The organism is Streptomyces sp. NPDC007088 (assembly GCF_042869355.1).
Classification (GTDB): domain Bacteria; phylum Actinomycetota; class Actinomycetes; order Streptomycetales; family Streptomycetaceae; genus Streptomyces.
On sequence record NZ_JBIAFO010000031.1, the window covers coordinates 1 to 14,165 of the forward strand.

The window sequence follows — 14,165 nt, forward strand, 5'->3', positions numbered from 1 at the left end:
ATCGGCGCGGAGGGCACCGGCTTCGCCACCGCGATGAAGACCCTCGACCACACCCGCATCACCATCGCCGCCCAGGCCCTGGGCATCGCGCAGGGAGCGCTGGACTACGCCAAGGGCTACGTGCGCGAACGCAAGCAGTTCGGCAAGCCCGTCGGCGACTTCCAGGGCGTGCAGTTCATGCTCGCCGACATGGCCATGAAGCTGGAGGCCGCCCGCCAGCTGACCTACGCCGCCGCCGCCAAGTCCGAACGCCTCGACAGCGACCTGACCTTCTACGGCGCCGCCGCCAAGTGCTACGCCTCCGACGCCGCGATGGAGATCACCACCGACGCCGTCCAGCTCCTGGGCGGCTACGGCTACACCCGCGACTACCCCGTCGAACGCATGATGCGCGACGCCAAGATCACCCAGATCTACGAAGGCACCAATCAGGTCCAGCGCATCGTCATGGCCCGCAACCTGCCGTAACCACCCGGCGGACGGGCGGTCAGCGCACGATCCGTACGGGCTGCGCGGACAGGGCCTCCCGCAGGCCCTCGGCGAGCGCCGCGAACTCCTCGGTCCGCGCGGAGCCGGCGCGCATCACGAGACCGACCCGGCGCCCGGGGGCCGGGTCGGCGAAGTAGCCGGTGAGGAGCCGCTCGCTGCGGGCCGTCTCCACCTGGACGGCGGTGTGCGGGAGCAGGGTCACGCCGAGGCCGCCCGCGACGAGCTGCACGAGCGTCGAGAGCCCCGCAGCCGTCGTCGTCACCGGGCCGCGGTCCTGGCCCGCCTCCCGGCAGACGTCGAGGGCCTGGTCGCGCAGGCAGTGCCCCTCGTCGAGGAGCAGCAGGGGCAGTTCGCGCAGCGCCTCGCGCGGCAGCCCCTCCCGGCCGCCCAGCCAGTGGCCGCGCGGGGTGACGAGCACGAAGTCCTCGTCGAACAGGGGGAGTTCGACGTGCCCCTGACCGGGTACGGGGAGCGCGAGCAGCAGCAGGTCGAGGCGGCCCGCGCCGAGTCCGTCCAGCAGCGAGGAGGTCTGCTCCTCGTGCACCTGGAGGTCGAGGTCCGGATAGCGTTCCGCGGCCAGCCGCAGCACGGCCGGCAGGAGGTAGGGCGCGACCGTGGGTATGACGCCGAGCCGCAGCGGCCCGGTGAAGGGCGCGCGCACCGCGTCGGCCTCCTCCAGCAGCGCGGAGACCCCGGAGAGCACCTCGCGGGCGCGTACGGCGAGCCGCTCACCGGCCGGGGAGAGCAGCACCTTGCGGGTCGTGCGTTCCAGGAGGGTGACGCCCAGGACCTCCTCCAGCGCGGAGACCGCACCCGACAGCGCGGGCTGGCTCATCCCGATCGCCGCGGCCGCGTCCCGGAAGTGGAGGTGGTCCGCGACGGCGGCGAAGGCCCGCAACTGGGCGAGGCTCGGCTGCCGCCTGCGGTTTCCGGCGGTGAGGGCTGCTCCCGTACTCACTGGTGCGCGTTCCGTATCGGTGGGGGCTGGGGCGGGGTTAATAGGCCGGGCCGATTAATCCCGCCCGATCCTAACCGGCGCGCACGATCAATCCCGCGCCCCCCACCTCACGCGCTCACCCCCGTACGCCCGGTGTCCGCGCCCGCGCCCCGGCGTGACGGTGCGGGCTCACGCCGTCCGCGCCCTTGCCGAGGGTGACGCGCTGGGTGGACAGGGCGCCGCCGGTGGCGCGGCTGTCGGCCAGCAGGCGCACGGAGGCCGGGGCGTGCCCGACGACCTCGGCCTCGGCCTCGCGCACGACGTGGGACCGGCCGGAGCCGGGGTGGACGAAGGACATGGGCGTGCCTCCCGGGGCTGCGGGGTGGTGCCCGTCCCGGGCGGGGGATCAGGCCGCGAAGAGAAGGGCGGCGGAGATCAGGACGACCACGAGCAGCTGGGCCCTGATCTGGCCCACCGCCGCGGAAACCGCCCTCGTCCGCGCCCTGGCCGGGGCGGCCCGGGACGCGGGACCGCGCGGGGACGGGGAGGCGCGGCGATGAGCCCCGGCGCTCGCACCGCACCCGCACCCGCACCCGCCACGGCGATAGGCAAACTCGATCAATGACACCACCCTCCCTAATTTCCGTGATGAATGACCTCCGTGCGAAGGTGGGCGCAGCCCAACCTCTACGTAAGCCCCATATCGGGGCATGCGACGTCAAGGAGTGCAATGCTGACCGTCGGTGACCAGTTCCCGTCCTACGACCTCACCGCGTGTGTCTCGCTCGAGAAGGGCAAGGAGTTCGAGCAGATCAACCACAAGTCCTACGAGGGCAAGTGGCGTGTGCTGTTCTTCTGGCCGAAGGACTTCACCTTCGTGTGCCCGACCGAGATCGCGGCCTTCGGCAAGCTGAACGACGAGTTCGCCGACCGTGACGCGCAGATCCTCGGCGCCTCCGGTGACTCCGAGTTCGTGCACCACGCCTGGCGCAAGGACCACCCGGACCTGACCGACCTGCCCTTCCCGATGCTCGCCGACTCCAAGCACGACCTGATGCGCGAGTGCGGTGTCGAGGGCGAGGACGGCTTCGCGCAGCGCGCCGTCTTCATCATCGACCCGAACAACGAGATCCAGTTCACGATGGTGACCGCCGGTTCCGTGGGCCGTAACCCCAAGGAGGTCCTGCGGGTCCTCGACGCCCTCCAGACGGACGAGCTGTGCCCGTGCAACTGGAAGTCCGGCGAGGAGACCCTCGACCCGGTCGCGCTGCTGGCCGGTGAGTGACCCATGGCCCTCGATGAACTGAAGTCCGCCGTACCGGACTACGCCAAGGACCTGAAGCTGAACCTCGGCTCGGTCATCGGCAACTCCGACCTGCCCGAGCAGCAGCTGTGGGGCACCGTCCTGGCCTGCGCGATCGCCTCGCGCTCGCCGCGGGTGCTGCGCGAGCTGGAGCCGGCCGCCCGGGAGAAGCTGTCGGCCGAGGCGTACACCGCCGCCAAGTCCGCCGCGGCGATCATGGCGATGAACAACGTCTTCTACCGCACCCGCCACCTGCTCTCCGACCCGGAGTACGGGAACCTGCGGGCCGGTCTGCGGATGAACGTCATCGGCAACCCGGGCGTGGAGAAGACCGACTTCGAACTGTGGTGCCTCGCGGTCTCCGCGATCAACGGCTGCGGTCAGTGCCTCGACTCGCACGAGCAGGTGCTGCGCAAGGCCGGCGTCGAGCGCGAGACCATCCAGGAGGCCGTCAAGGTCGCCTCGGTGATCCAGGCCGTCGGCGTGACCCTCGACTCCGAGGACGTCCTGGCCGGCTGAGCCCCGCCCCCCGTGTGCCGCCCGCGCGTCGCGGCGGCCGCGGGAGCCCGTACCACCGAGAGAGCCCCGGACCGTGTGTCCGGGGCTCTCTCGGTGTGCGCGGGGGCCGGCCGCCTCAGTCCGACCCGGCGCGCGCGCCGGGCTCGGCGTCCGTGTCCCGCGCCTCCGGCGCGGTTTGCGGCTGCGGCTGCGGGGACGGCGCGGCGACGGAGGTGGCCGCCACCGCCTGCTGCGGTACCTCTCCCCCGCCGTCCACGGGCAGCGGGTGGGCCTCCCGCGCGTACTTGCGCAGATAGCCGACGACCGTGTTGAGGACGGCGACGAGCGGTACGGCGACGACGGCCCCGCCGATGCCGGCGATCATGCTGCCCGCCGCGACGGACAGCACCACGGCCAGCGGGTGCACCCGCACCGCCCGGCCCAGGATGAAGGGTTGCAGGATGTGGCCCTCGATCTGCTGCACGGCGAGTACCACGACGAGCGTCATGAGCGCCGCGAACACGCCCTGGGTCACCAGCGCCACGACGACGGCCAGCGCTCCGGAGACGACGGCGCCGACCAGCGGGATGAACGAGAACAGGAAGATGAAGACGGCCAGCGGCACCGCCATCGGCACGTGCAGGAAGTAGATCCCGATGCCGATGAAGACGGCGTCGATGAACGCCACGATCACCGTGCCGCGCACGTACGCGGTGAGGGTGTGCCAGGCGCGCGGCCCCGCCCCGGCGACCCCGGGACGGGCGGCGGCGGGCACGAGCTTGAGGCACCAGGCCCAGATCCGCTTGCCGTCGTAGAGCAGGAACAGCGTGGAGAAGGCGGCGAGCAGGATGCCGGTGAGCGCCTCGACGACGACGGTCACGCCCTCGATGCCGGCGGAGGTCAGCGACTCGGTGTTGCTGCCGATCGCCTCCCGCAGGCTCTTGGCGATGTCGTTGATCTGGTCCTCGGTCACGTGGAACGGGCTGTCGAGCAGCCAGCGCCGCAACTCCTCGATCCCGTCCTGGACCTGATCCGAGAGGTTGTCGATGTTCTCCATCACCTGCCAGACCACGAACCAGCCGACCAGCCCGATGACGATGAAGCCGAGCAGCGCGGTCAGCGCGGTGGCGAGCCCCCGGGGCACCCCCCTGCGGGTGAGCAGGGCGACGGTGGGCTGGAGCAGCGCCGTGATGAGCAGTGCGGCGACGAAGGCGAGCACGACCAGCTGGACCGCGCTGATGACCTTCATCAGGACCCAGACGGTCGCCGCCAGCACGAGCAGCCGCCAGCCGGCCTCGGCGGCGACCCGTACGCCCCAGGGCACGGCGGCCACCGGATCGGGGCGCGGCCGTACCGCGGGCGCGTAGTCGGGCGGCGGCGGCACCTGGGCGGTCGTGGCGACCACGGCGTGACCGGGTGGCGGAGGAACGTATCCGTCCTCGTCCTCGGCTCGCCGCGCGGCGGCACGTCTCTCGTCCAGTTGCTTGCCTATGTGCGTGATGCGGTCACCGAAGTGCCCCATCCAGGCCGGCGGTTTTGGCATGGCGTCCTTGTTCCCCGTTAATCGCGTGGCACCCCGAGGCCGACCCCTGACGGTACACGCCGAAACCCCCCACCGGACCGGTGAGGGGTTTCGGACGGCCAGAACGGTGAACGCCGCGGCCTCAGTACCAGCTGTTGGCCTGCCAGAAGGACCAGGCTCCACAGGGGCTGCCGTAGCGGCCGTCCATGTAGTTCAGGCCCCACTTGATCTGGGTGGCCGGGTTGGTCTGCCAGTCGGCTCCGGCCGAGGCCATCTTGGAGCCGGGCAGCGCCTGCACGAGCCCGTAGGCGCCGCTTCCCGCGTTGGTGGCACGGTAGTTCCACGAGGACTCGTGGTTCACGATGTTGCTGAAGCACTGGAACTGGTCGGCCGGCACGATCTGCCGGGCCATCGCCTGGACCTGTGCGGTGCTGTAGGAGCCCTGGACCGGGAACGACGAGGCGTCGCGCGTCGCGGAGCGGCTGGCGGCCTGCTTCTTGGCCTCCTCGCGCTCCTTGGCGAGCTTCTCCGCCGCTTCCTTCTTGGCCTTGGCCTCGGCGGCGGCCTGCTTGACCGCCGCTTCCTTCTTGGCCGTCGCCGCTTCCGCCGCGCTCTTGCGGGCCGATTCCTCCGCCGACTTACGGGCCGCGATGTCCGCGGCGTCGGCCTGCGCGTCCGCCTGCTGCGTCAGCGTGGCCGTCTGGACCCGGGCCTGCTGGCCCGAGGGAATGTCTGCGAGGAGGGTCGCGTCACCTGCCGAGGCCGCCTCGAAGTCGTTCGAGGGCTGCTGCTGACCGGTGTCGCCCGCGGCGACACCGACTACGGCTCCGACGGTGGTGACCGCGGTGGCCGAAGCCACCGCGAATCCCCGGACCGAGATCCGGCTCACACGGTTTCCTTCCAGCGTCGCCCGCATAGGTGACCTCGCGGGCGCGATCTTGCCCCTGGCGCTGGCCTCCCTCGCTCGTGGTCACGGGAGGCACGGACCCGATGGGCGCCTCCACCGCGTCCTCGCGAGGAAACCGCCCCCTGTCGCACGGGTGGCACACAGCCGTCTCTGTGAAGTTGGGGGGCCCGTGACGCTCGTTCCGCTGGTGGGCGGGGGGAGATTCACGTGCCGTTTGAGGCAGTTGCTGTGTGCGGGGCCTGACGGCTGAAGACTCTGCCGGAAGCAGACGCCGGTAGGCAATTCCCCGTTGCGTGGGATAGGTCACACGCAGTTTGCGGCGTGTTTTTCCTGGATACGGGGGCGCAACACGAAGCCGCCCGGCTAGGCTCTTTGCCTTTTGCCGGGCGGCTTCTTCAACTGCTGTGGCCGGTACGGGAGTCGTCGCTCCCGCCGGGGCCGGTCAGATCCGGTTGTCCTCCAGCATCTCGGTGACCAGCGCGGCGATCCGGGAGCGCTCCGAGCGGGTCAGGGTGACGTGGGCGAACAGCGGATGGCCCTTCAGTTTCTCCACGACGGCGACCACTCCGTCGTACCGGCCCACCCGCAGGTTGTCCCGCTGCGCCACGTCGTGGGTGAGGACGACGCGCGAGTCGGCGCCGATCCGGGAGAGCACCGTGAGCAGCACGTTGCGCTCCAGGGACTGCGCCTCGTCCACGATCACGAAGGCGTCGTGCAGGGAGCGGCCCCGGATGTGGGTGAGCGGCAGCACCTCCAGCATCCCGCGCGCGACGATCTCGTCGATGACCTCACGGCTCGTCACGGCGGACAGGGTGTCGAAGACGGCCTGCGCCCACGGGCTCATCTTCTCCGACTCGGAGCCGGGCAGGTAGCCGAGTTCCTGCCCGCCGACCGCGTACAGCGGGCGGAAGACCATCACCTTCTTGTGCTGCCGGCGCTCCAGTACGGCTTCGAGGCCCGCGCACAGCGCGAGCGCGGACTTGCCGGTGCCGGCCCGGCCGCCCATCGAGATGATGCCGATGTCCGGGTCGAGGAGCAGGTCGAGGGCGATGCGCTGTTCGGCGCTGCGCCCCTTGATGCCGAAGGCCTCGCGGTCGCCGCGGACCAGGCGCACGTCCCCCTCGGCGGTGACCCGGCCGAGGGCCTTCCCGCGCTCGGAGTGGAGCGTGAGCCCGGTGTGCACGGGCAGGCCGGCGGCCTCCGGGACGTGCACGGTCTCCTGTTCGAAGAGGAGGTCGACCTGTTCGGCGGGCAGGTTCAGCTCGGCCATCCCGGTCCAGCCGGAGTCCGTGATGGCCAGTTCGGCGCGGTACTCCTCGGCGAGCAGACCGACCGAGGACGCCTTGATGCGCAGCGGGAGGTCCTTGGAGACGACGGTGACGTCGTGCCCCTCGGCCTGGAGGTTGCGCGCCACGGCGAGGATGCGCGAGTCGTTGTCGCCGAGGCGGTAGCCCGAGGGCAGCACGGAGGGGTCCGAGTGGTTCAGCTCGACCCGCAGGGTGCCGCCGATGTCCCCCACCGGGAGGGGGGTGTCCAGCCTTCCGTACCTGACCCGGAAGTCGTCCAGCAGGCGCAGGGCCTCCCGGGCGAAGTAGCCGAGTTCCGGATGGTGCCGCTTGGCCTCCAGTTCTGTCACCACGACGATCGGCAGCACGACTTCGTGCTCGTCGAAGCGGTGCACGGCGTTGGGGTCGGCCAGCAGGACGCTGGTGTCGATTACATAGGTGCGCCGGTCGGGCTTACGGCGCTGCGTGCTGGTCACCACGGAAGGACATACCCCCTCGGACGAGGACGGGGAGCGGGAGCACCGCGGTGAGCGGCGGCGGGCGTGCGTGGGCACGGCGCGGCCGTCGTGGGGCTCCCGTGGGAAAGGGGACCGGAGGGCGCCGCCTGGGCGCGGGTGGGGCGACCGGCCGGCGCGCGGCCGGCTGTGAGAGTGAGCACCGCTCGGTCGTCCTGGCGCAACGGGCCTCCCGGGCGGACGGCGCGGTGCCGCCCGCTGAGATCCGGTGTCCGTGGGTCGGATACCGGCCTGGGGGAGCTATTCCCGGCGCGGAGCCCGGTCATGCGCGACGGGCTGACGGCGCGTGGGTGAACGAGTGATGTCCGGGCGCGCTCGGGTGACGTCTCCCCGGGCCGGTACGGCGGCCGGGGGAACCGTGAGGGGAGGTTCGGGGAGGGGCGCGGGGGCTCAGCCGCCGTAGCGGCGGTGCCGGGCGGCGTAGTCGCGCATGGCGCGCAGGAAATCGACCTTGCGGAACGCGGGCCAGAAGACCTCGCAGAAGTAGTACTCCGAGTGGGCGCTCTGCCAGAGCATGAAGCCCGAGAGGCGCTGCTCCCCGCTGGTGCGGATGACGAGGTCGGGGTCGGGCTGGCCGCGCGTGTAGAGGTGCTCGGAGATGAGGTCGATGTCGACGGCCTCGGCGAGTTCCTCGAAGGTGGTGCCCTTGGCGGCGGCGTCCAGCAGGAGGGAGCGCACGGCGTCGGCGATCTCCTGGCGCCCGCCGTAGCCGACGGCGACGTTGACCAGTATCCCGGTGTTGTCGTGGGTGGCCGCCTCCGCCTCCTTGAGGGTGGTGCGGGTGCGGTCGGGCAGGACGTCGAGGGTGCCGACGTGGTGGACGCGCCAGCGGCCGTCGGCGGCCAGCGCCCGTACGGTGTTCTCGATGATGCCGAGCAGGGGGATCAGCTCGGACTCGGGGCGGTCGAAGTTGTCCGTGGAGAGCATCCACAGGGTGACGACCTCGACGTCGGTCTCGGCGCACCAGCCGAGGAACTCCTCGATCTTCTCGGCGCCCGCCTGGTGTCCCTGGGCGGTGGTGCCGCCGGACGCCTTGGCCCAGCGCCGGTTGCCGTCGAGGATGAGCCCGATGTGCTTGGGGACCTGTTCGTGATCGAGCCGCCCTCCCACCCGGCGCGCGTAGAGTCGGTACACCAGGTCGCGCATGTTCACGTCTGTCAGCCCCTCCGTGCGGCATGCAAAGGCACTCCCGAAGGCGACACCCTACCGCCGTTCGAAGGGGGTCAGGACGTCGGGTGCCGGGGCCCTGGCTTAGGCTCCCCGCATGTCAGACAACGCTTTCTATCGTGCGGCTGAAGGCCGGTACGACTCCATGCAGTACCGTCGCACGGGACGTAGCGGGCTGCTGCTGCCCGCCGTCTCCCTGGGCCTCTGGCACAACTTCGGCGACGACCGCACGCTGGACTCGCAGCGCGAGATCCTGCGGCACGCCTTCGATCTCGGCATCACCCACTTCGACCTGGCGAACAACTACGGCCCGCCGCCCGGTTCGGCCGAGCTGAACTTCGGCAAGCTCTTCGCCCAGGACTTCGCGCCGTACCGCGACGAGCTGGTCCTCTCCACCAAGGCCGGCTACCGGATGACTCCGGGGCCGTACGGCGAGTGGGGCGGCCGCAAGTACCTGCTCAACTCCCTCGACGCCTCCCTGAAGCGCCTGGGGACGGACTACGTCGACATCTTCTACTCGCACCGCTACGACCCGGACACTCCCCTGGAGGAGACGATGGGCGCGCTGGCCACGGCCGTCCAGCAGGGCAAGGCGCTGTACGTCGGCGTGTCCTCGTACAGCGCGGAGCGGACCGCCGAGGCGGCGCGGCTGCTGAAGGAGATGGGCGTGCCCGCGCTCATCCACCAGCCGGCCTATTCGATGATCGACCGCTGGACCGAGAAGGACGCGCTGCTCGACACGCTGGAGACGGCGGGGATGGGCTGCATCTCCTTCGTGCCGCTCGCGCAGGGGCTGCTCACCGGCAAGTACCTGAACGGCATCCCGGAGGGCTCGCGGGCCACCCAGGGCAAGTCCCTGGACCCGGCCACCCTCAACGAGGAGCGGGTCGGCAAGCTGCGCGCGCTCGACGAGATCGCCCGGGGACGCGGGCAGTCGCTCGCGCAGCTCGCCCTGAGCTGGGTCCTGCGGGACGGCCGGATGACCTCCGCGCTGATCGGCGCGTCCAGCACGCGGCAGCTCGACGAGAACGTCGCGGCGCTGTCGGCGCCGGAGCTGACCGGGGACGAGCTCAAGAAGATCGACGAGCTGACGCTGAGCTGGTGACGCCGGCCTGGTGACGGCACCGACCGCCTGAGGCCGCGCGAGGGCAGGACCTCGGGGGCGTCGCGGAGTGCCGCCCCCGGGCGACGGTGACGGCGGCGGCAGACGAGCGGAGGGCCGGACCCCGATGCGGGGTCCGGCCCTCCGGCGTGCGCCGGGCACCGGTGCGCCGGGCACCGGTGCGTACGAACGCGGAAAACGCGCGGATGCGGATGCGCGTGGACGCGGATGCGCGTGGACGCGGATGCGCGCGGACGCGGATGCGCGTGGATGCGGAACGCGACCCCGGTAAAGAAAACGGGCCGGTCCGTGGGGGGGTACGGACCGGCCCGAGGGGGGGTGTTCCACCATAACCCTTCGTGAGGGAAGACGGGGACATCGACACCCGGGAACTACTCTCCGAGTTCGCCCGACGACCCCGGGCTGTGCGTTTCGCGCCGTTCTCAGCCCTTACCCGCACGTTTCTGCCGTTTTTCCGCCACATGGCCGCCGCGGAGCCCCGGCGCGCCGTCCACGCACCCACACGGGGGACCGGAGGGCGTCCGACTTGACCGAAGCGGCCGCCGGGGGCGCGCCGGGCTCGCTACGGTCGCCGCATGACGAGGAGCACGGACGGCGGCGGACCGTCGGGCGCCGCGACGGAGGGGACCCTGCGCGTACGGCGGGTGTCCGGCGCGGCGGGCCCGCTCGTCCCGCTGGAGATCGCCGCGAGCCCCCGCGCCCGCGCCCGCGGACTGCTGGGCCGGGACGGGATCGACGGCGCCCTGCTGCTGAGCCCGGCCCACGGGGTGCACACCCTGGGCATGCGCTTCGCGATCGACGTGGCCTTCCTGGACGCCCACCTGCGCGTCCTCGCCGTCCGCACGATGCGTCCGGGCCGCCTGGGCCTGCCCCGCCCGGCCGCCCGCCACGTCCTGGAGGCGGAGGCGGGCGCGATGGCGGTCTGGGGACTGGAGCGGGGGGCGAGTGTGGAGATCGCGGGTGGTCTGAACCTATGAGGTGCCGGGGCCCGGGGGAAGGGGGCGGGACAACGATGAGACATCGGTGCGGTGGCCGGGACCCGGGCGCGGCGCCGCTCCGGGGCGGCGGGCTCAGACGTGCGGTTTCCTGGCCTCGATGAGGAACCGCGCGCTGTACGCGACGAAGGGCCCTTCGCGCTCGATCAGCTCGTGCATGTCGCGCAGGCGGGACCGGTACCGCTCGACGGTGAAGCCGGGCACCATCCAGACGACCTTGCGCAGGAAGTACACGACGGCGCCGACGTCGGAGAACTCCATGCGCAGCCGTTCGGACCGCAGCTCCACGACCTCCAGCCCGGCCGCCTCCGCCTCCCGCCGGGCCACCCCGGGATCGCGCGCCTCGCGTACGCGCGCGGGCTGGGGCCCGAGGAAGAACTCGACGACCTCGAAGGCGCTGGCCGGCCCGACCTGTTGCGAGAAGTACGTACCGCCGGGGGCGAGCAGGCGGGCGATCTCCGTCCAGTCCGTACTGACGGGGTGCCGCGAGGTGACGAGGTCGAAGGCACCGTCCGCGAACGGCAGCGCGTGGCGGTCACCCGAGGTGCCGACGACGGTGACGCCCAGGGGGTGGAGCCGGGCGGCGGCGCGGGCGAGGTTCGGCGGCCAGGACTCGGTGGCGACCGCGCGGGGCGGGACGGCGGGCGCCGAGGCGAGCACCTCTCCCCCGCCGGTCTCCAGATCGAGCGAGGTACCGGCTCGCGCCAGCCGCTCCCCCATCAGCCGCGCGTACCCCCAGGACGGCCGCGCCTCGGTGGCCCGCCCCTCGAACCACGAGAAGTCCCAGCCGTCGACGGGCGCGGCATCCGCCTCGGCGACGAGGCTTTCGAAGGCGCGGGAGGAGGACGTCGCCGGTGTGGGCGCGGGTGGCGGTGCGGGGGTCCGTGCGGGCGTCGGTGTCGGTTCGGCCATGGGGCCATGGTCACACCGGGCGGTTCCGGGCTCCACCGCTTTCCGGGGGGCCGCCGGGGCCCGCCGGGGGTCGGAGGGTGGCTGAGGGTGGCTGAGCGGTGAGCCGCCGCCGCGCGCTCGTCCGGACCGCTTCGCACTCCTCGCCCGTGAGTGGTGCCGGATCGCGTCCCTCCCCCTCCTGGACGGACGGTTCCTCGGTGATCCCGTACCGGGTCCCGTGATCGGCGGGGGAGGCGGCCGCGACCGGAGGCCGTCCGGGGCCGACGCCGAAGGCCAGGCGAAACGCCTGGCCTTCGGCGTCGACCTCGAAGTGGGACGAGACGTCACCTCGGAGGCAGCTCGGAGGCAGGCGGCTGCCCGCGCGTCCCGGGTGAGGCCCGCCGGTCCGCGTCGGCGGTCAGTCAGCTGCCGGGGCCCGCCCCGGCGCCGCCGCGCGGGAAGGAGACCTCGACCCGGCGGTTCTTCTTGCGGCCCTGCTCGGAGGAGTTGTCGGCGATGGGGTAGTCCTCGCTGTAGCCGCGGACCTCGAAGGTGACGTCGGAGCCGAGATCGGCGGCGAGTTCGTCGTGGACGACGTCGGCCCGGCGTTTGGACAGGACCTTGCCGTGCTCGTACGAGCCGAGGTTGTCGGTGAAGCCGAAGACGCGGATGGTCCGGGCCCGCTGGGCCTTGGCCTCGTCGGCGATGGCCTGGATACGTCCCCGGGCGGCCGGGTTCAGATCGAACTCGTCCTTGTCGAAGAGGACTTCGGCCTGGAGCGCGAACTTCACGTCGGTGTTGGTGTCCTCGCGGCGCTCCTCACCGCCGAGGTCCTCGACCACCGACTTGATGTCCAGCACCTTGGCGGGGGCGAGGGCGGCCCCGTCGGCGAGTTTCAGCCCGGGACTGTGCCCGTCGACCTTCGGCGGCGGGGAGGTCGTGGTGCTCCCCGGGGGGACGCTGGGACCGTCGTCGGCCACGGCGAGCGGGGGGACGGAGAGGGCGAACACGGTGACCGCAGCGAGGAGGGTCACTCCGCCGGCCTGCCTCATCACTGCGCCTCGGTGAGGGGGATCTCGGCGGGGGGCATGGCGCCGACCTGGAAGGTCACGGTGGTGGTTTCTTTGGGGGGGGCGGGGAATTGGGCGTACCAGTCGGTGGTCCTACCGCGAAGAAGCCCTCCGGTGAACTTCGTGCACAGGCACCTTCCCTCGGTATCCCGAAGTATGAGGTACCTCTTCTTCTCAGCCCCGTCCACCAGGCTGGCGCCCGCCATCGACCCACCGTTGTTGACGAGTTCCTTCTCGTCCCCGGTCCAGTTAGCGCCAGTCCACCCCCTCCCGGTGCCGTTGGCGACTGAACCTGAGACCGTGACGAAGCCGGAGTTGTCCCTAGTCGCTGCGGTGATCTTGAGGGTAATCCCGTTCTCACCCCGGACCTCAGCCAGAATGTTGTCCCCGGTTGATTCTGACGGCGTCTCCGACGGCGCGCCCTGTTTTCCACTGGCAGCCGAAGAAGAAGGCACAGTTGATTTCTCCGCTCCGCCGTCGCTGTCGCCGGAGTCACCGCAGGCGCCGAGCGAGAGACTCATCGCGGCGGTGAGGGCCGCCGCCACGAGCGCAGTGTTGCCGGACTTCCTCCTGTGCCTTTTCATGACAATCCTTTTCCTGTCCAAACACAATTCATTCAGCAAGGTGCACCGCAAATATAGTGGATGCATCGGGGAGGTCCTCTGGATCAAATTTCCGGGGGTCAAAAGAAAAAGACCGGCCTCCAGTACAGATGAAACTCAGCGAGTCCGTGCCCTCCTTACCCCCACCCACTGCACAGCGAGGCCGGATCACAGCAGTAGCATGCGCTTCGGCGTACTTACTCTCGGTCCCGGGCAAAATCGTGCGCCCAACCGACTTCAGCGATCGAACGGCTACCCGAAACCCGGGAGAACCGTCGACTGCGACTGCCCCGACATCAGTAACCTTTGAGTTATTGGTAGCGGCCAATGATTGCGCGGCCCGCTCGGCCCCGGCTCCCGTTAGGCCGTCCCCCGCCAGCCAGTCCTGCAATGGGGCACCATCAACTACATCGATAAAATCGTCCATCAGTTCGTCACGGCCCTCTTGCGCAGCGGCAAGAGCAGCCGCGTCGGCCGCCGACTGAGCGGAGTTACGGGCAACAGCGGCCTGAGCAAAGACAAAGAACGCGAAGGCGACGAAAAGAATGGCCCCAGCCACCCACACATACAAGGGCAGAACCTGGCCCTCGTCCTTGGGTCCGCACCTCATCAGCCTCCAACGACGCTGCTCACCGCGTCGAGAATGGCGCCGGAGATCATCCCGTCCAGCCCCAGCCCGTCGATCAGCACGAAGATCCCCGCGATGATGATCAGAAGGCCGGCGTACTCGACGAAGCCCGCGCCGTCGTCTCGCCTGAGGCGGGTCAGGAGGGTGAGGAGCCAGAGGGTGGGTCGCTTCATCGGAGGGGCCTTCCGGTGTGCTTACGGTCATGGCACCGTGACCGTAAGTGCCGGGGGTG

Annotated in this window: 15 protein-coding genes and 1 pseudogene; 5 read left to right on the plus strand and 11 right to left on the minus strand. The window is 71.0% G+C overall.

The window, feature by feature from the left end:
* A partial coding sequence (locus ACFYMP_RS30110; RefSeq protein ID WP_388863468.1) for an acyl-CoA dehydrogenase family protein occupies positions 1–468 on the plus strand: 468 nt, incomplete at its 5' end.
* 19 nt (positions 469–487) lie between these two features.
* On the opposite strand, the gene ACFYMP_RS30115 is transcribed toward ACFYMP_RS30110, so the two are convergent.
* Together ACFYMP_RS30115 and ACFYMP_RS30120 are read right to left on the minus strand one after the other, a co-directional pair.
* Positions 488–1,447, minus strand: coding sequence for a LysR substrate-binding domain-containing protein (locus ACFYMP_RS30115; protein WP_388863470.1), 960 nt, complete (start codon positions 1,445–1,447; stop codon positions 488–490).
* A gap of 154 nt (positions 1,448–1,601) precedes the next feature.
* Positions 1,602–1,784, minus strand: a pseudogene (locus ACFYMP_RS30120) (cupin); the annotation flags it as partial.
* Positions 1,785–2,156: 372 nt separating this feature from the next.
* Here ACFYMP_RS30120 and ACFYMP_RS30125 point away from each other — a divergent pair.
* Together ACFYMP_RS30125 and ACFYMP_RS30130 are read left to right on the plus strand one after the other, a co-directional pair.
* Positions 2,157–2,711 carry a peroxiredoxin gene (locus tag ACFYMP_RS30125; RefSeq protein WP_388863472.1) on the plus strand — a complete coding sequence of 185 codons (555 nt, stop codon included), beginning with the start codon at positions 2,157–2,159 and terminating at the stop codon, positions 2,709–2,711.
* Positions 2,712–2,714: 3 nt separating this feature from the next.
* On the plus strand, positions 2,715–3,248 hold the full coding sequence (locus ACFYMP_RS30130) for an alkyl hydroperoxide reductase (RefSeq protein ID WP_388863474.1): 534 nt from the start codon (positions 2,715–2,717) through the stop codon (positions 3,246–3,248).
* Between the two features lie 115 nt (positions 3,249–3,363).
* Here ACFYMP_RS30130 and ACFYMP_RS30135 read toward each other — a convergent pair whose 3' ends face one another.
* From ACFYMP_RS30135 to ACFYMP_RS30150, 4 genes are all read right to left on the minus strand, one after another.
* Positions 3,364–4,770, minus strand: coding sequence for an AI-2E family transporter (locus ACFYMP_RS30135; protein WP_388863476.1), 1,407 nt, complete (start codon positions 4,768–4,770; stop codon positions 3,364–3,366).
* A 121-nt stretch (positions 4,771–4,891) separates the two neighbouring features.
* Positions 4,892–5,638 (minus strand): lytic transglycosylase domain-containing protein, encoded by a 747-nt coding sequence (locus ACFYMP_RS30140; protein ID WP_388863478.1) that lies wholly within the window; start codon positions 5,636–5,638, stop codon positions 4,892–4,894.
* Between the two features lie 460 nt (positions 5,639–6,098).
* Complete coding sequence (locus ACFYMP_RS30145) at positions 6,099–7,421, minus strand: PhoH family protein (protein ID WP_388863480.1); 1,323 nt, start codon at positions 7,419–7,421, stop codon at positions 6,099–6,101.
* 426 nt (positions 7,422–7,847) lie between these two features.
* Entirely contained in the window at positions 7,848–8,609 is a 762-nt protein-coding gene (locus ACFYMP_RS30150; protein WP_388863482.1) for an isoprenyl transferase, read from the minus strand.
* Between the two features lie 112 nt (positions 8,610–8,721).
* Here ACFYMP_RS30150 and mgrA point away from each other — a divergent pair, with 112 nt between their 5' ends.
* Both mgrA and ACFYMP_RS30160 read left to right on the plus strand, forming a co-directional pair.
* Positions 8,722–9,729 (plus strand): L-glyceraldehyde 3-phosphate reductase, encoded by a 1,008-nt coding sequence (mgrA, locus tag ACFYMP_RS30155; RefSeq protein WP_388863484.1) that lies wholly within the window; start codon positions 8,722–8,724, stop codon positions 9,727–9,729.
* Between the two features lie 593 nt (positions 9,730–10,322).
* Positions 10,323–10,724: a DUF192 domain-containing protein gene (locus ACFYMP_RS30160; RefSeq protein ID WP_388863486.1), complete on the plus strand. Its 402-nt coding sequence runs from the start codon at positions 10,323–10,325 to the stop codon at positions 10,722–10,724.
* A 93-nt stretch (positions 10,725–10,817) separates the two neighbouring features.
* On the opposite strand, the gene ACFYMP_RS30165 is transcribed toward ACFYMP_RS30160, so the two are convergent.
* From ACFYMP_RS30165 to ACFYMP_RS30185, 5 genes are all read right to left on the minus strand, one after another.
* Entirely contained in the window at positions 10,818–11,654 is an 837-nt protein-coding gene (locus tag ACFYMP_RS30165; protein WP_388863488.1) for a class I SAM-dependent methyltransferase, read from the minus strand.
* A 401-nt stretch (positions 11,655–12,055) separates the two neighbouring features.
* Complete coding sequence (locus ACFYMP_RS30170; RefSeq protein ID WP_388863490.1) at positions 12,056–12,685, minus strand: OmpA family protein; 630 nt, start codon at positions 12,683–12,685, stop codon at positions 12,056–12,058.
* Positions 12,685–13,308 (minus strand): hypothetical protein, encoded by a 624-nt coding sequence (locus ACFYMP_RS30175; RefSeq protein ID WP_388863492.1) that lies wholly within the window; start codon positions 13,306–13,308, stop codon positions 12,685–12,687. The genes ACFYMP_RS30170 and ACFYMP_RS30175 overlap by 1 nt, the downstream gene beginning before the upstream one ends.
* A gap of 7 nt (positions 13,309–13,315) precedes the next feature.
* Positions 13,316–13,915: a pilus assembly protein TadG-related protein gene (locus ACFYMP_RS30180; RefSeq protein WP_388863494.1), complete on the minus strand. Its 600-nt coding sequence runs from the start codon at positions 13,913–13,915 to the stop codon at positions 13,316–13,318.
* Positions 13,915–14,106, minus strand: a complete 192-nt coding sequence (locus tag ACFYMP_RS30185; RefSeq protein ID WP_388863496.1) for a hypothetical protein — start codon at positions 14,104–14,106, stop codon at positions 13,915–13,917. Before ACFYMP_RS30185 ends, ACFYMP_RS30180 begins: the two co-directional genes overlap by 1 nt.
* Positions 14,107–14,165: the final 59 nt, after the last annotated feature.